This window comes from Nocardioides panaciterrulae, from assembly GCF_013409645.1.
In the GTDB taxonomy this organism is placed as follows: domain Bacteria; phylum Actinomycetota; class Actinomycetes; order Propionibacteriales; family Nocardioidaceae; genus Nocardioides; species Nocardioides panaciterrulae.
The window spans coordinates 1,056,599-1,072,034 of record NZ_JACCBG010000001.1 but is presented as its reverse complement, the minus strand read 5'-3'; the positions used below and the strand labels follow the sequence as shown (position 1 = coordinate 1,072,034).

The following is a 15,436-nucleotide window of genomic DNA, read 5'->3' as shown; positions in this document are numbered from 1 at the left end:
CCCGCATGGCTGACCGACCGCGCGGCGAGGGCGCGCCCGACGACGGCACTCCCAAGTTCGACTGGCTCTACGGCGGCGGGGGTGCGCCGCCGCCGGACGACGACGCGACCCGGCCCGTGCCCCGGCGGCCTCGCCCCGAGGAGACCCGGGTGATGCCGACGGTCCCCCGCCCGGGCGCGGGCGACCGTCCCTCGCGCCCGCCGGCCGCACCCCCGCCGGGCCGGCCGCCGGGTCGTTCGCCGGCGCCCGCGCGCGGGCGTCCCTCCGGCCGGTCCCGCCGGCCGCGCTACTGGCTGCGCTGGCTGATGGTGCTGGTGCTGTTGTGGGTGGTGTGGCTGGTGGCGGTGCCGCTGTTCGCCTGGTCGAAGGTGCACAAGGTCGACTTCGAGCCCAGCGGGTCGCGGCCGGCCGACCAGCCCGGCACGACGTACCTCATGGTCGGCAGCGACTCGCGGGCCGGGCTGAGCCCCGAGGAGCGCAAGAAGCTCGGCACCGGCAACGCGGTCGGCCAGCGCACCGACACGATCATGCTGCTGCACACCGGCTCCGGCCCGAACCTGCTGATGTCGATCCCCCGGGACTCGCTGGTCGACGTCCCCGGCCACGGCAACACCAAGATCAACGCGGCCTTCGCCTACGCCCACGGCAAGCCCGGCCTGCTGGTGAAGACCATCGAGAACAACACCGGGATCCGCATCGACGACTACGTCGAGATCGGCTTCGGCGGCGTCGTCGACGTGGTCAACGCCGTCGGCGGCGTGCAGATCTGCCCCAAGCAGGACATGGTGGACAAGCTCGCCAACCTCGACGTGAAGAAGGGCTGCCAGGAGGCCGACGGCGCGACCGCGCTGGCCTACGCCCGCTCGCGCCACGTCGACAAGTACGGCGACCTCGGCCGGGCCGCCCACCAGCGGGAGGTGGTCTCCGCGGTCGGCAAGAAGGTCGTCTCGCCGTGGTCGTTCCTGAACCCGGTCCGCTACTGGCGCCTGAACATGGCCGCCCCCGACTCCTTCGCGTTCGGCTCGGGCACCAGCCCGCTCCGGGCGGCGATGTGGGCGATGGCGATGACCCGGGTCAACGGCGACCAGGGGCTGACCTGCGGGGTCCCGATCTCCGACTTCGCGGTGCACTGGGACCCGCAGCGCTCGAAGCAGATGTTCGACTACATCATCAAGGACGACACCGCCGACATCCCGAAGAGCCTGTGCACGCCCACCGGCCTCGCGGGCCAGACGGGCGACTGAGCCGTGACCGACTACGAGACCCTGTCGCTCGAGGTCGACCCCGACGGCGTCGCCACCCTGACGCTGAACCGTCCCGACGCGCTGAACGCCTTCGACCTCACCATGGCGCGGGAGCTGGAGCGGTTCTTCCTCACCGACGCGCGTGACGACGCGGTCCGCGCGGTCGTGGTGACCGGAGCGGGCCGGGCGTTCTGCGCCGGGATGGACCTCTCGGCCGAGGGCAACGTCTTCGGGCTCGACGAGACCCTCTCCCCCACCCCGGAGGAGCTGCGCGCCCATCTCGACGAGGCCCCCTGGCACGACGGCGTGCGTGACACCGGTGGCCGGGTGACGCTCGCGATCCATGCGCTGCCCAAGCCCGTCATCGCGGCGATCAACGGCGCGGCGGTCGGGATCGGGGCGACGATGACCCTGGCCATGGACCTGCGGCTGGCCTCGACCAGGGCGCGGATCGGGTTCGTGTTCGGCCGGCTCGGCATCGTGCCGGAGGCGGCGTCGAGCTGGTTCCTCCCGCGGATCGTCGGCATCCAGCAGGCGCTGGAGTGGGTCTACTCCGCCGACGTCCTCGACGCGCAGGCGGCGTACGACGGCCGCCTGGTCCGCTCGCTGCACGAGCCCGACGACCTGCTCCCCGCCGCCCGCGAGCTGGCGCGGTCCTTCGTGGTCGACCGGTCCCCCGTGGCCCTCGGCCTGGCCAAGCGGCTGCTCTACCGCAACAGCGCGGCGGCCGAGCCGCTCGAGGCGCACCTCTCGGACTCGCTGGCGATGTTCTGGACCTCGCTCGGGGACGGCAAGGAGGGCGTGGCGGCCTTCCGGGAGAAGCGCGCCCCTCGGTTCACCGGACGCGCGGCGGACCTGCCCCGCATCTTCCCGGGCTGACCGCGGGCGGAGCGGCTCAGGCCGCCGGGACCTGATCCTCGAGGCGCCGGCGCATCCGGGTCAGGAGCCGGGAGAGCAGGCGGGACACCTGCATCTGGGTCACGCCGACCTCGGCGCCGATCTCGGCCTGGGTGCAGCCGCCGAAGAACCGCATCTCGAGGATGCGGCGCTCGCGCTGCGTGAGCCCCCGCATCGCGCTGCGCAGGGCGACCCTCGCCTCGGCGCTCGCGAACGCCGGGTCGAGCCCGCCCAGCCGGTCGACGGGACCACGCTCCCCCTCGGCCACCGGGGTGTCCAGGGAGACCGGCGAGAAGCAGCCACTGGCGCCCAGCGAGTCCAGCACCTGCTCCAGGTCGACCCCGAGGTGCTCGGCGATCTCGGTGGGGCGCGGCGACCGGCCCAGGGACTGGAACAGCTCGCCCTCGGCGGCGGTGATCTTCGACTGCAGCTCCTGGATCGAGCGCGGCGGACGGATGGTCCAGCCGAAGTCGCGGAAGTAGCGCCGGATCTCGCCGCGGATCGTGGGGACCGCGAAGCTGAGGAAGTCCGAGCCCTGCGCCGGGTCGAAGCCCTGGGCGGCCTTCACCAGGCCCAGGTTCGCGACCTGGTCGATGTCGTCGGACGGGACGCCGCGGTTGTGGTAGCGACGCGCGATCTCACCGGCCACCTGCATGTTCAGCCGGATCACGTCCTCCAGGAGGGACGCGCGCTCCTGCTCCGAGGCCGCGAGGGCCGCGTCCTCGAGGAGCCGCGCGGTCTCGGCGCGCCTGGTCGCCCTGGCGTCGGCCCGGCGGTCGGTGACCGCGGTCCGGCTACGGGATGTCGCGACGTGCCCCATGGGGGAACACCTCCATGATCTCGGAGTTGTTCGGAGTGGCTCGTCTTCTCGACCACCTGGTCCCCAGCGTGGCACGCCGTCCACAACCCCAACCACACCCGGCGGGGTGAGGACAGGCCACCACGGCGCGAGGACCGACCTCCTCCTACCCGCCGAGGGCGGCCGCAAACCCCGGGCGGCTCAGGAGTCGCACACGTCGCGAGCCGCCGCCCCGCTGGTGGCGTAGACCAGCGCCCGCGCCACCTCGACCACCCGGACGTTGCTGTCGTTGGACATCCTCACGAGCCGGCTGAACGCCTCGTCGGCATCGCAGCCGTGACGCGCCATCACGATGCCCTTGGCCTGGTCGATCACGGCCCGCGACGTCAGCGCCTCGCGCAGCTGGTCGATCTCCTCCGCCATCGCCTCGAGATCGCGTGCCGCGATGATCATCGAGTCGGCCACGTCGTCCTCGTCCCGCCCGGACGCCCCGGTGCGCCCCGCGGCGCGCGACATCGCGTCGCGGCGGGCCTCCAGCACCCGCAGGGCGCTGGGACGCAGCCGGGTCACGTCGTCGACCCGGTGCAGGATCCCCACCACGTCGTCGCCGTCGTAGATCGGTGAGCTCACGGGCACCCAGTAGCGGGTGTCGTAGCGCCGGCGCTGGCCCGGCTCGAGCAGGTCGTAGCGGTGAACAACCATGTGGTCGGTGCGTCGCCCGCGCAGCACCCGTTCGAAGGACTCGACGAACCTGGCGCGACCCGTGCCTGCGAGCTCGGGGTTGTCGGGGAAGGCCTCGAACAGGTTGACCGCGAGGATCTCGTCCTCCTCGCGCCCCACCGCGCGTAGGTAGGCCCGGTTGGCGGCCCGGATCACGAGGTCCGCGTCGAGCAGGACCGTGGGCGAGGCGAGCGCGTGGAAGGCGGCGTCGCCCACCAGGCGGGCGGCGGTCCGGCTCATTCGGGCAGCCTCCGGGTCGCGATCAGCCGCTCGGCCACGTGGTGCAGCTTGAGGTTGCGATCCTGGGAGTAGCGGCGCAGCACGGCGAAGGCCTGGTCGGCGTCGATCGCGAAGCGCTCCATCAAGATGCCCTGGGCCTGCCCGATGAGCCGGCGCGCGTCGATCGCGCGCCACAGGTTCGCGGTCTCGCGCGCCGCCGAGAGGGCCACCGCGGCGTGTCGCGCGAAGATGTTGGCGACGTCGACGTCCTCGGGGGTGAAGTGGTCGGCGGCGGCGGCATAGAAGTTGAGGCTCCCGATCGCCGCCGAGCTCGTGTAGAGGCGGATCCCGAGCATGCTGCGGAAGCCCGCCTGCGCGACCTCACGCGTCCAGGCCGGCCACCGCTCCTCGGTGCGCGTGTCCGAGACGACCACCCAGTCCGCGGGGCGGCGCAGGACCTCCAGGTCCGGCCCCTGCTGGTGCTCGACCTGCACCCGGTCCAGGCGCGCGACCGTGTCGTGCGTGGCCGCGACGGTCTCGACCTGCGACTTGGCGTGGACGAACAGCACACCGGCGTGATCGCACGCGACCGCCTTCGTGGCGAAGTCCAGGACGCGGTCGACGGTCTCGTCGAGGGTGGACTCCTCGTGCAGCGACAGCGCCATGCTGGCGAAGTCCTCGGCGTCCTTGTGCGACACGATCACCTTCCGGGGCAGGGCAGTCGGACCGACACCTTCGCGACTATAGCCAGCGCCACCGCACGGGCGACCACCGCAGCAGGCTGCGTGAGCACTGCAGTGGTCGCCCGAGGTCGGCAGTGCCGACAAGTGGTCGGGCCCGGGAGTCGAGGCCGCCCCCGTTGGTGACGACTCCGGCCGGGCCCGTGGCGACCAGGTACCCGACCGCCGCGCCTTCATGCCCCCACGGGGTACCCGAATCTCACAGGGTGCGCTCGAACAACCCCTGCAGGGTCTCGAAGTGCCGCTCGGCCGCCGCCGCGTGGTACGCCGCGGTGTCGGCCATCGTGTAGCCGTGCTGAGCACCCTCGTAGATCTCGTTGGTGTGGCTCAGCCCGGCCGCCTCGAGCGCCTTGCCGAGCTGCTCGACCGCCTCGACGGGCATCGAGTGGTCGCCGTCGGCGTGGCCGTAGGCGAACTCCGCCCGCGCCCCGGCCACCATCAGGTGGGGGCTGTCCGGCCCGTCGACGACCAGTCCGCCGCCGTGGAAGCCGCCCACCGCGGCCACGAGGTCGGGCCGCAGGCCCGCCGCCCGGGTGGCCAGGCGGGCGCCCATGCAGTAGCCGGTGACCCCGAGGGGCGCCCGGGCGTGCTCGAGCAGGGTCTCGATCCACCGCAGGGTGTCCGGGTCCGACCGGTCGGGGGTGTAGGCCTGCACGCGCTCCATCACGCCGCCGGTGGCGAAGAACCTCTCGCGGTTCTCGGCGATCGTCAGGTCCCCGGGCGGCGCCAGCTCCGCCGCGGAGCCGTCCCGGTAGAACACGTTCGGCGCGAGCACGACGTACCCCCACGAGGCGATCCGGTCCGCCATCTCCATGATCCGCGGGCGCAGCCCGATGGCGTCGATGAAGAACAGCACGCCGGGGCGGGGGCCCGCGTCGCCCTCGGGACGGGTCAGGTAGGCCTCGGCGACGCCGTCGTCGGTCTTGATCTCGATGGTCTCTCCCATGCCGGCGACGCTACCGAGGCACGGGTCGAGGAATACCCCGGCGGGTGTTTTGCTTGAGGTCTACATACCCCCTAGGGTATTCAAGGAAGTTGACACATCTCGGCGAAAGGACGCTCGGCATGCCCGACGAGACACCGGAGATCGACCTCTCGACCTACGCCGCCCGCCGCGCCGCCGGCGTGACCGTGGACGTGCGGGAGCGCGGGGAGTACGCCGACGGGCACGTGCCGGGCGCTCGGCTGATCCCCATGGGCCAGCTGGCCTCCCGCCTCGGCGAGCTGGACCCCAGCACCCCGGTCCACGTCATCTGCGCGTCCGGCAACCGGTCGCGCGCCATGACCGACCTGCTCAACGCTGTTGACTTCGACGCCGTCTCGGTGGCCGGCGGCACCCGCGGCTGGATCACCGCGGGCCACCCGGTGGAGGTGGGCCTGTGACCACGACCGGCACCAGCCGCCACGGCCTGACCATCGTCTCGCTCGAGACGCCCACCCTGGGCGACCGCAGCTACCTTGTCCACGACGGCGAGGTCGCCTTCGTGGTCGACCCGCAGCGCGACATCGACCGGGTGCTGGCCCTGCTCGAGCAGCACGGCGTGCGGCTCACGCACGTCTTCGAGACCCACCTCCACAACGACTACGTCACCGGCGGGCTGACGCTGGCCCGGCACACCGGCGCGGCGTACCTCGTCAACGCCGAGGACCAGGTCTCCTTCGACCGCACCCCGGTTCGCGACGACGAGGTCGTCGAGGTCGGCAGCAGGATGCGCGTCACTGCCCTCGCCACGCCCGGCCACACCTTCACCCACCTCAGCTACGCGCTCAGCGCCGCCGACGGCGGCCTCGAGTCGGCGGTCGGCGTGTTCTCCGGCGGCTCACTGCTGTACGGCGCCACCGGACGCCCGGACCTGCTCGGCGAGGAGCACACGCACGACCTGGTCCGCCACCAGCACGCCTCCGCGCACCGGCTGGCCGACCTGCTCCCCGACGACGCCGGCGTCTTCCCGACCCACGGCTTCGGCTCCTTCTGCTCGGCGACCCAGTCCGAGGCCGACGAGTCGACGATCGGTCAGGAGAAGGAGACCAACCCCGCCCTGACCCAGGACGAGGAGACCTACGTCAAGGAGCTGCTGGACGGTCTGGGCGCCTGGCCGGCGTACTACGCCCACATGGCGCCGGCCAACGCCGCCGGCCCGGCCGCGCCGGACCTCAGCCCGCCGTCGCTCGCCGACGCCGGCGAGCTGCGCAAGCGCATCGAGGCCGGCGAGTGGGTGGTCGACCTGCGCAACCGCACCGCGTTCGCCGCCGGCCACGCGCCCGGGACCCTGAACTTCGGCCTGGACGGCGGCTTCGCCACCTACCTCGGCTGGCTGATCACCTGGGGCACCCCCGTCACGCTGCTCGGCGAGACCGCCGAGCAGGTGGCCGAGGCCCAGCGCGAGCTGGTCCGGATCGGCATCGACCGGCCGGCCGCGCATGCCACGGGCGGTCCCGAGGACTGGAGCGACCGCGAGCTGGGCTCGTTCCCCACCGGCACGTTCGCCGACCTGGCCCAGGTCCGCCACCACCGCGAGGTGGTCGTCCTCGACGTCCGGCGCACCGAGGAGCACCACTCCGCCCGGATCGCCGGCGCCGTCAACATCCCGCTGCACGAGCTGTGGGGACGCCTCGAGGAGGTCCCGGACGGCGAGGTCTGGGTGCACTGCGCGGGCGGCTACCGCGCCTCGGTCGCGGCCTCGATGCTCGCCGCGGCGGACCGGAGGCTGGTCGCGGTCGACGACTCCTTCGACAACGCCGAGCAGGTCGGCCTGCACCTCGTGGGGCCGCAGGCGTGACGCTCACGCTCATCGCCCTCGTCGCCGGCGCGCTGATCGGGCTCAGCCTGGGCGCGCTCGGCGGCGGCGGCTCCATCCTCGCCGTCCCGGTGCTGGTCTACCTGCTGGGCCAGGACCCGTCGGCGGCGACCACGGGCTCGCTGGTCATCGTCGGCGTGACCTCGCTGCTCGGCGCGGCGACGGCCTACCGCGCCGGCAACGTGCTGCTCGGCCGGGGCGTGGCCTTCGGCCTGGTCGCGGTGGGCGGTGCGGTCCTCGGGGCCACGCTCTCCACCGCCGTGCCGGAGCCGGTGCTGATGGCCGCCTTCGCGGTCCTGATGCTCGTGGTGGGCGGCCTGATGGTCCTCCGCCAGGTGCGGCGCGGCGGCAGCACCCCGGCCGGCGACGCCCGGCTCGACGACCCGATCATCACGTTCAGCCCCACCTTCGCCTGCCAGTGCCCCCGCGCCCTGAAGGTGCTGGTGACGGCCACCGTGGTCGGGCTGCTGACCGGCTTCCTCGGCGTCGGTGGCGGCTTCCTGGTGGTCCCCGCGCTCACCCTCGCGCTCGCCCTGCCCATGGGGTACGCCGCCGGCACGTCGCTGGTCGTCATCACGATCACCAGCGCCGTCGCCCTCGTCGTCCGGGCGGGAGCGGGTGCCCACCCCGACTGGTCCCTGGTCCTGGTGCTCACCGCGGCCTCAGCGGTCGGCGGAGTCCTGGGCGCCCGGTTGTCGGCCCGGACGGACACGCGCCGGCTGGCGGCGGCCTTCTCCGGGCTGGTCGTCCTCGTCGCGGCCGCCACCGCCGTCCAGGCCATCCCCGCTCTCGCCTGACCCGCACTCCCTCCCGTCCCTCACGAAAGAGAAGACACATGTCCACGTCGACCACCGGCCGACACGTCTCGTCGGTCGATCCCGACCTCGGCTACCGGCCCGGCCCCCTCGGCCGCCTGGGCGTCACGGTCACCCGGCACGCCCGCCTGACCACGGTCGTGTGGCTGCTGGTCATCGTCGGTCTGGGCGTCTTCGCCCCGAAGGTGGAGGCGCAGCTCTCCGGCGCCGGCTGGCAGGCCGACGGCTCGGAGTCCGTCGCCGCCCGGGAGCTGGCCCAGCAGCACTTCGGCGGCAACGCCAGCTCGGCGATCCAGGTCGTCGTGCACTCCACCGCCGGCCCGGTCGACCGGGGCGACGGCAAGCAGGTGCTGGCCGAGGCCACGAAGATCCTGCAGCACGACCCCCGGATCGCCGACGTCGTCCAGCCCCAGCCCGGGGCCACGCTGAGCAAGGACGGTTCGACCGCGGTGCTGCTCGCCGGCGCCGGCGTGGACACCAACGAGATGGTCAAGGTCGCCGACGACCTCAAGGGCGAGCTCCAGGGCCTGTCCACCGACACCGTGCAGGTCGATCCCACGGGCGCCTCGCTGCTGTGGTCGGACTTCAACGCCGCGAACCTCTCGGCCATGATGAAGTCGGAGCTGTACTCCTGGCCGGCGACGCTGGCGATCCTCGTCCTCGCGTTCGGCGCCCTGGTCGCCGCCGGGCTCCCGCTGGTGCTGACCCTCTCGGGCCTGGTGGCCTCCGCCGGGTCGCTGGTGCTGATCAACCACCTGGTGCCGGTCTCCATCTGGGCGATGAACTTCGCGATGATGTTCGCGCTCGCGCTGGGCATCGACTACGCGCTGTTCCTGGTCGTCCGCTTCCGGGCCGCGCGGATGGGCGACCACGACTCGCCGCGGCGCGCGGTCGCCGAGACCATGGACACCGCCGGCAAGGCGGTCCTGCTCTCGGGCGCGACCGTGCTGATCTCGCTGTCGGCGGTGATGCTGGTGCCCTCGCCCTCGTTCCGGTCGATGGCCGGCGGCATCATGCTCTCGGTCGTCTTCGTGCTGGCGGCCACGCTCACCCTGCTGCCGCTGGTGCTCTTCAAGCTCGACCAGCGGATCAACAAGCTCTCGCTGCCCTGGGTGCACTCCGGCGAGCACGCCTCGCCGCGGTTCCGCGCCTGGGGCGAGCGGCTGTGGCGCCGACCCGCCCTCTTCGGCCTGGCGTCGCTCGTGGTGCTGCTGGCCCTCGCCGCACCGATCCTCGGTCTCCGGACCGCCATGCCGTCGATCAAGGTGCTGCCCGACGGCGCCTCCGCCCGGGTCGGCTACGACCAGGTGCAGAGGAGCTTCGGCGAGGGCGCGCCCGGCACGCTGCAGGTCGTCGTCGACCGGGCCCAGGCCGACCGGGCGTCCGCGGTGCTCTCGCACGACCCCGGGGTCGCCGGCACGATGCCCGCGATGCCGGCCGCCGACGGCTCGGCGTACGCGCTGATCCAGGCCGTCCCGACCGTCGACCCCTCCGACCCGGCGCTGTCGACGACCGTCGACCGGCTCCGCGCCGACCTGCCCTCCACCGCGAAGGTCGGCGGGGCCGCGGTCGAGAACCTCGACCTGAAGTCCCAGCTGGACGCCTCGGCCCCGCTGGTCATCGGCGTCATCCTGGCGCTCGGGTTCCTGCTGCTGCTGGTCGCCCTCCAGGCGCCCCTGATCGCACTGCTCGGCACCCTGGCCAGCCTGCTCTCGACCGCCGCCGCCTTCGGCGTGGCCCGACTGGTCTTCCAGGAGGGCTGGGGCTCGGGGTTCCTGGGGTTCGAGCCCCAGGGCTTCCTCGACGCGTGGGCGCCGGTGTTCTTCTTCGCGATGATCTTCGCGATCGCGATGGACTACACCGTCTTCCTGCTCGCCTCCGCCAAGGAGCACTACGAGCACAGCCGGGACCCCAAGGACGCCATGGTCGGCGCCCTGGCACACTCGGGCCGGGTCATCTTCGCGGCCGGCGCGGTCATGGTCGCGGTGTTCTTCACCTTCTCCCTCTCCGGCCCGTTGCCGCCGAAGGAGATGGGCGTGATCCTCGGCATCGCGGTGCTGCTCGACGCCTTCCTGGTCCGGCTGGTCCTGCTGCCGGTGCTGCTCCGCCTCACCGGGCGGGCCGCCTGGTACGTGCCCCGCTGGCTGGGCCGGCTGCTGCCCGACATCCGTTTCTCGCACGACTGATCGACCCGAGACCCCCACCACCGAAGGAGATTCCCCATGTGTCGTCCCGTTGTCTGCAAGACCTGTGGCAAGACCGGCTGGGCCGGTTGCGGCATGCACGTCGACCAGGTGCTCGCCGGCGTGCCCGCCTCGCAGCGCTGCCCGGGCCACCCCAAGGCCCAGAAGCAGGGCCAGAAGCAGGGTGGCTTCCTCGGCAAGCTGTTCGGCCGCTGAACGCCGACCGCGCGCGCTGCCCCCCCGGGTCCTTGGACCTTCGACGCGGACCGCGACCGGCCCTAGGGTCGGGGCATGGATGGCGCCCCGCCGGTCCCGGCCGACACCCCGCTGCTGCGGCGCGTCCGGGAGTCCCTGATCGGCGACGACCAGCTGATGCACGGACCCTTCGGGCCGCGGCGGGTCACCTACGCCGACTACACCGCGTCGGGGCGGGCGCTGGGCTTCCTCGAGGACTTCATCCGTGACGAGGTGCTCCCCCGCTACGCCAACACCCACACCGAGTCCAGCGGCACCGGCCTGCAGACCACCCGGCTCCGGGAGGACGCGCGGGACCTGATCCGGGAGGCGGTCGGGGGTGACGAGGACACGCTGGTGATCTTCGCCGGCTCCGGCTGCACCGGTGCCATCGACAAGCTCGTCGGCATCCTCGGCCTGCGCATCCCGTCCGCGCTGGAGGACCGCTACCACCTCTCCGACGCGATCCCGCAGGGCGAGCGGCCGGTCGTCTTCATCGGCCCGTTCGAGCACCACTCCAACGAGCTGCCGTGGCGGGAGTCGATCGCCGACGTCGTGGCGATCCCGGCCGATGGCGACGGCCACATCGACCTGGCCCGGCTCGAGGCCGAGCTGGTCCGCCACGCGGACCGACCGCTGCGGATCGGCAGCTTCTCCGCGGCCAGCAACGTGACCGGGATCCTCAGCGACACCGCCGCGATCTCCTCCCTGTTGCACCGGCACGGCGCCCTGTCGTTCTGGGACTTCGCCGCCGCGGGACCCTACGTCGACATCGAGATGTACGGACCCGAGCGCGACGACCCGCAGTGCTACAAGGACGCGGTCTTCCTCAGCCCGCACAAGTTCATCGGCGGACCGGGCACCCCCGGCGTGCTGCTCGTGCGTCGGGAGCTGCTGGCCAACCGGGTGCCGGTGGTGCCGGGCGGGGGGACGGTGGCCTACGTGAACCCCGAGGGGCACCGCTACCTCGACGACCCGGTGCACCGCGAGGAGGGCGGCACGCCCGCGATCGTCGGCTCGATCCGCGCCGGTCTGGTCTTCCAGCTCAAGCAGGCCGTGGGCACCGACGTGATCCGGGCGCACGAGGAGAGCTACGTGCACCGGGCGCTGCGGGCCTGGGGCGCCGAGCCCGCCCTCGAGGTGCTGGGCAACCCCGACGCCGAGCGGCTGTCGATCGTCTCGTTCGTGGTGCGCGGCCCGCGCGGCACCTACCTGCACCACAACTACGTGGTGGCGCTGCTCAACGACCTCTTCGGCATCCAGTCCCGCGGCGGGTGCTCCTGCGCCGGCCCGTACGGGCACCGGCTGCTGGGCATCGACCTCGAGCGCTCCCACGCCTTCGAGCGGGAGATCACCCACGGCTGCGAGGGCATCAAGCCCGGCTGGGTCCGGGTGAGCTTCAACTACTTCATCTCCGAGGCCGTCTTCGACTACCTCGTCGAGGCGGTCCGGCTGGTCGGCAGGGAGGGCTGGCGGCTGCTCGAGCGCTACCGCTTCGACCCTGCCCGGGGACTGTGGACCCATCGGGCCGGCCCGGTCGAGCCCCCGCTGCGGCTGCGCCAGGTCGGGTACGACGAGGCCGGCCGGCTCACCTACCCCCGCCACGACGACACGGCGCCGGAGTCCGCGCTGGCCGAGCACCTCGCCGAGGCCGCCTCGATCCTGGCGGCCGCCACTCCCCCGGACCTCGAACGGAACGCCGCGAGCACGTCCGCGGGGTTCGAGGAGCTGCGCTGGTTCGAGCTGCCGGCCGCCTGCCTGGACCCCACCCCGGTGCCCGTGGGCGAGGGCTCACGCTGACCGGACGCCGCTGAACACGTCGGGGCAGCGGGTCCCGGGGGCGGCGCCCTGCTGGGCGAACCACTCGGTGCCCAGCGCCAGCGCGAAGACCGGCCGGGGCAGCCGCAGCAGGCTCTCGAGGACCCGCGTCCCGCCGCGCCGCTGGCTGGCGTGCGCGGCGAGCGCCCTGCGCTTGGCGTCGAGGTGGGCGCGCACGACGACGCGGTGGGTGATCCGGGCCCGGGCGGTGAAGACGTCGCGCTCACCCAGCGGGGCGGAGCGACCCAGGGCCCGGCCGGCCAGGCGCAGCCCCCGCAGCGCCAGCCGGAACGCGGTCGCCGGGACGGTGGCCTCGAGCACGACCGGGGTGCCGGCCAGCTGCGCGGCGCGCGTCCCGACCCGGTGCACCTGCACGTGGTCGGGGTGGCCGTAGCCACCGTTGGCGTCGTAGATCGTGAGCACGTCGGCCCGCTCCTCGAGCAGCACCTCGGCGAGCCGGCCCGCGGCCTCCTCGACGTCGGCACGAGCGAAGGCCGCTGCGTGGTCGCTCTCCCCGTGCAGGCCGGAGTCGGCGTAGCCCAGCACCACCACCCGGGCGCAGCCCAGCGCGTCGGCGGCCGCGTGCAGCTCGGCGAGCCGGACCGCGGCCAGGTCCCGGCCCCGCCCGTCCTCCTCGCCGGCCAGGCCGAGGGCGCCGTCGGTCGCGGTCACCAGCACGACGCGGTGCCCCTCGGCGGCGGCCCTCGCCAGCGTGCCGCCGGTCAGCAGCGCCTCGTCGTCGGGGTGGGCGTGGAAGGCCACCAGCGTGTACGACGGCCTCACGGCGACCCGTCCCGCTCCGCGACCAGCGCCCCGACCCGGGTCCGGGTCCGGGCGTAGAGCTCGTCGGTGCGCACGAGCGCGTGGCCCCACGTGAAGCCGGCCGGGGTGGACCGGTTGTGCTCGGCCACCCGCAGCCGCACCGCGGGCTGGTCGACCAGGATCCGCAACCGCTCGACCAGGGCGGTCCGGTCGGGCACCAGCCAGCCCTCGACGTCCTCCCGGACGAAGTCCTGCACGCCGCTGCCGGACCGGGCCACGACCGGCAGCCCGACGCAGCGGGCCTCGAGCGCGGCCAGCCCGAAGGACTCCAGCGGTGCCGGCGCGACGTACACGTCGGAGTCTCGCAGCACCTGCTGGACCTCGACCGGCTCCAGGCGGCCGACGAGGTCGACCGCGCCGCGGAGGTCCGCACGGCGGACCCGCCGTGCGACCCGGCCCATCAGCGGGCCGTCCCCCACCACCGTGAGCGTCACCGGCAGGTCGGTGCGGCGGCGCAGGAGAGCGAACGCCTCGAGCAGCTGCAGGGGCTGCTTGCGGCGGGCCAGCCGCATGGTGCTGACCAGCCGGACCGGTCGGCCGAGGCCGTCCGGCGTGTGCTCCCGGGCCGGGACGTCGACCGCGTTGGGCAGCACCGCCACCTCCACGCCGCCCGGCAGCCGGCGCGCCACCTGGGCGGCCGCGACCCCGCTGACCGCGCTCCACCCCACCGGCGCGGAGCGCAGGCCCGCGACGTCCGCGGCCAGCGTCGCCACCGGTCCCCAGCCGTCCCAGAACGAGTGCACGGTCACGACGGTGGGCACGCCCCGGCGCGCCGCGACCGCGGCCACCCGCGAGGTGAACGGCGCGAGCACGGAGATGTGGGCGTGGACCACGTCGTGGTCGTCGAAGTCGAAGGGGAACACCTCCGAGGTGCTGCGCGCCCGCCGCACCCGGACCCCGTCGGGGTCCACGGCCCGGCGGCCGTCGACGACGGTGTCCGGCGTCGAGGTCAGGACGGTGACCTCGTCGCCGCGCGCCGCCTGGTGGGCGGCCAGCTGGGCCACGTGGGTCTCGATGCCGCCCAGCACCGGCGGGAAGTGGTCGGTGACGTGCAGGATCCTCACGACAGGGCCTCCCGTCGCGCCGGCGCGGCGACCCGCTGGAGCAGCGCCCAGGCGCCGAGCAGGGCGCCGCCCACCGGCACCTCCATCGCGATCAGGAACACCCGGTAGAGCAGAACCCCCGCGACCGCACGGCCCGGGTCGAGCCCGGCGGCCACCAGCCAGGCGATCGTGCCGGCCTCGGCGATGCCGGTCCCGCCGGGGGTGATCGGCACCAGCGTGCCGAGCCGTTCGACGGCGGCGGCGGTGACCACGACGGCGAGCCCCGGGCCCAGCCCCACCGCGTGCAACGCGCACCACAACAGCGCCACCTGCGCGGCCACGTAGGCCACCGACGCCGGGAGCAGCCGAGCCCAGCCTCGCCGGACCAGGCCGACGATCTGGACCGTCGTGTCCCGCAGTCCCTCGCGCAGCGCCTGCGCCCGGCCTCCGAGCCGGCCCGCGCGCTCGGGCCCGACCCGGCGCAGGACCGCCCAGGCCACTCCGGCGAGCACCACGGCGCCCGCGCCCGCTCCGGCCAGCACCCACAGCAGCGGCGGCACCTGCTGGGACAGTGCGACGAGGCCGAGCACCGCGAGCAGCGGCAGCAGCAGCTTGACCAGCACGTCGAGGAGGTTGGTGAGCACGCAGTACGCCGCGAACGCGCCGTTGGAGTGACCCCAGGACCGCACCATCCGCCAGTTCATCGCGGTCGCGACCGCGCCGCCGAGCGGCACCACGTTCGCGACCGCGCTGCCGCTGAGGTTGAGCAGCAGGCTGCGGCGCAGGCCGAGCCCGGGGAGCGACGCGGCCAGCACCAGCGAGTAGATGCCGAGCCCCCCGAGCCAGACGACCGCGAGCACGGCGAGCCAGTGCCACGAGACCCCGCCCAGCACGGCCAGCACGGCCGACCAGCCGACGCCGGCGATGCCATGGGTGGCTGCCCAGAGACCGGCGCCTGCGACGCCGGCGACCAGCGCCGCGCGGCCCGCGAACCGGAGCGAGGTAACCGTGCTCATGGTTGCTCCCGGGGGGCTTCCGCGGGGCCGCTCGCGGGCCCCGTCCTTTGGTCCACCGTGCTGTGTCGTCATGAAGGATAAGTGAAGG

General features: G+C 73.7%; 15 protein-coding genes. 8 read left to right on the top strand and 7 right to left on the bottom strand.

What is annotated here, in order from left to right; genetic code table 11:
• Positions 1-5 precede the first annotated feature (5 nt).
• Both BJZ21_RS05015 and BJZ21_RS05010 read left to right on the top strand, forming a co-directional pair.
• Positions 6-1,244: an LCP family protein gene (locus BJZ21_RS05015; RefSeq protein ID WP_179662746.1), complete on the top strand. Its 1,239-nt coding sequence runs from the start codon at positions 6-8 to the stop codon at positions 1,242-1,244.
• A 3-nt stretch (positions 1,245-1,247) separates the two neighbouring features.
• The gene (locus tag BJZ21_RS05010) at positions 1,248-2,123 is read left to right on the top strand and encodes an enoyl-CoA hydratase-related protein (RefSeq protein WP_179662745.1); all 876 of its coding nucleotides are present in this window, start codon (positions 1,248-1,250) and stop codon (positions 2,121-2,123) included.
• A 16-nt stretch (positions 2,124-2,139) separates the two neighbouring features.
• Here BJZ21_RS05010 and BJZ21_RS05005 read toward each other — a convergent pair whose 3' ends face one another.
• The 4 genes from BJZ21_RS05005 to BJZ21_RS04990 all read right to left on the bottom strand — a co-directional run bounded on the left by BJZ21_RS05005 (position 2,140) and on the right by BJZ21_RS04990 (position 5,565).
• Positions 2,140-2,961 carry a sigma-70 family RNA polymerase sigma factor gene (locus tag BJZ21_RS05005; RefSeq protein ID WP_179662744.1) on the bottom strand — a complete coding sequence of 274 codons (822 nt, stop codon included), beginning with the start codon at positions 2,959-2,961 and terminating at the stop codon, positions 2,140-2,142.
• Between the two features lie 180 nt (positions 2,962-3,141).
• Positions 3,142-3,900 (bottom strand): ANTAR domain-containing protein, encoded by a 759-nt coding sequence (locus BJZ21_RS05000; protein WP_179662743.1) that lies wholly within the window; start codon positions 3,898-3,900, stop codon positions 3,142-3,144.
• Complete coding sequence (locus tag BJZ21_RS04995; protein ID WP_343051964.1) at positions 3,897-4,583, bottom strand: GAF and ANTAR domain-containing protein; 687 nt, start codon at positions 4,581-4,583, stop codon at positions 3,897-3,899. Before BJZ21_RS04995 ends, BJZ21_RS05000 begins: the two co-directional genes overlap by 4 nt.
• 235 nt (positions 4,584-4,818) lie before the next feature.
• Entirely contained in the window at positions 4,819-5,565 is a 747-nt protein-coding gene (locus BJZ21_RS04990; RefSeq protein ID WP_179662742.1) for a dienelactone hydrolase family protein, read from the bottom strand.
• Positions 5,566-5,684: 119 nt separating this feature from the next.
• On the opposite strand from BJZ21_RS04990, the gene BJZ21_RS04985 reads away from it, so the two are divergent.
• The 6 genes from BJZ21_RS04985 (at position 5,685) to BJZ21_RS04960 (ending at position 12,449) form a co-directional block, all read left to right on the top strand.
• Positions 5,685-6,002, top strand: a complete 318-nt coding sequence (locus BJZ21_RS04985) for a rhodanese-like domain-containing protein (RefSeq protein ID WP_179662741.1) — start codon at positions 5,685-5,687, stop codon at positions 6,000-6,002.
• Positions 5,999-7,399, top strand: coding sequence for a rhodanese-like domain-containing protein (locus BJZ21_RS04980; protein ID WP_179662740.1), 1,401 nt, complete (start codon positions 5,999-6,001; stop codon positions 7,397-7,399). Before BJZ21_RS04985 ends, BJZ21_RS04980 begins: the two co-directional genes overlap by 4 nt.
• On the top strand, positions 7,396-8,214 hold the full coding sequence (locus BJZ21_RS04975; protein ID WP_179662739.1) for a TSUP family transporter: 819 nt from the start codon (positions 7,396-7,398) through the stop codon (positions 8,212-8,214). The genes BJZ21_RS04980 and BJZ21_RS04975 overlap by 4 nt, the downstream gene beginning before the upstream one ends.
• Positions 8,215-8,252: 38 nt before the next feature.
• Positions 8,253-10,418 carry an MMPL family transporter gene (locus BJZ21_RS04970; RefSeq protein WP_179662738.1) on the top strand — a complete coding sequence of 722 codons (2,166 nt, stop codon included), beginning with the start codon at positions 8,253-8,255 and terminating at the stop codon, positions 10,416-10,418.
• Between the two features lie 36 nt (positions 10,419-10,454).
• The gene (locus BJZ21_RS04965) at positions 10,455-10,631 is read left to right on the top strand and encodes a hypothetical protein (RefSeq protein ID WP_179662737.1); all 177 of its coding nucleotides are present in this window, start codon (positions 10,455-10,457) and stop codon (positions 10,629-10,631) included.
• Between the two features lie 75 nt (positions 10,632-10,706).
• Positions 10,707-12,449, top strand: a complete 1,743-nt coding sequence (locus BJZ21_RS04960; RefSeq protein WP_179662736.1) for an aminotransferase class V-fold PLP-dependent enzyme — start codon at positions 10,707-10,709, stop codon at positions 12,447-12,449.
• On the opposite strand, the gene BJZ21_RS04955 is transcribed toward BJZ21_RS04960, so the two are convergent.
• The 3 genes from BJZ21_RS04955 to BJZ21_RS04945 are packed head-to-tail and all read right to left on the bottom strand — an operon-like array spanning position 12,441 to position 15,348.
• Positions 12,441-13,250: a PIG-L family deacetylase gene (locus BJZ21_RS04955; protein ID WP_343051961.1), complete on the bottom strand. Its 810-nt coding sequence runs from the start codon at positions 13,248-13,250 to the stop codon at positions 12,441-12,443. The genes BJZ21_RS04960 and BJZ21_RS04955 overlap by 9 nt on opposite strands.
• A complete protein-coding gene (locus BJZ21_RS04950; protein WP_179662735.1) occupies positions 13,247-14,353 on the bottom strand; it encodes a glycosyltransferase in 1,107 nt (368 codons plus the stop codon). Before BJZ21_RS04950 ends, BJZ21_RS04955 begins: the two co-directional genes overlap by 4 nt.
• Positions 14,350-15,348 (bottom strand): lysylphosphatidylglycerol synthase transmembrane domain-containing protein, encoded by a 999-nt coding sequence (locus BJZ21_RS04945; RefSeq protein WP_179662734.1) that lies wholly within the window; start codon positions 15,346-15,348, stop codon positions 14,350-14,352. Before BJZ21_RS04945 ends, BJZ21_RS04950 begins: the two co-directional genes overlap by 4 nt.
• Between the last annotated feature and the right edge of the window lie 88 nt (positions 15,349-15,436).

Excerpts from the sequence above, each read along its gene's own strand:
- BJZ21_RS05015 (WP_179662746.1), top strand. The coding sequence starts at position 6 with ATGGCTGACCGACCGCGCGGCGAGGGCGCGCCCGACGACGGCACTCCC.
- BJZ21_RS05005 (WP_179662744.1), bottom strand. The coding sequence starts at position 2,961 with ATGGGGCACGTCGCGACATCCCGTAGCCGGACCGCGGTCACCGACCGC.
- BJZ21_RS05000 (WP_179662743.1), bottom strand. The coding sequence starts at position 3,900 with ATGAGCCGGACCGCCGCCCGCCTGGTGGGCGACGCCGCCTTCCACGCG.
- BJZ21_RS04990 (WP_179662742.1), bottom strand. The coding sequence starts at position 5,565 with ATGGGAGAGACCATCGAGATCAAGACCGACGACGGCGTCGCCGAGGCC.
- BJZ21_RS04985 (WP_179662741.1), top strand. The coding sequence starts at position 5,685 with ATGCCCGACGAGACACCGGAGATCGACCTCTCGACCTACGCCGCCCGC.
- BJZ21_RS04970 (WP_179662738.1), top strand. The coding sequence starts at position 8,253 with ATGTCCACGTCGACCACCGGCCGACACGTCTCGTCGGTCGATCCCGAC.
- BJZ21_RS04965 (WP_179662737.1), top strand. The coding sequence starts at position 10,455 with ATGTGTCGTCCCGTTGTCTGCAAGACCTGTGGCAAGACCGGCTGGGCC.
- BJZ21_RS04960 (WP_179662736.1), top strand. The coding sequence starts at position 10,707 with ATGGATGGCGCCCCGCCGGTCCCGGCCGACACCCCGCTGCTGCGGCGC.
- BJZ21_RS04945 (WP_179662734.1), bottom strand. The coding sequence starts at position 15,348 with ATGAGCACGGTTACCTCGCTCCGGTTCGCGGGCCGCGCGGCGCTGGTC.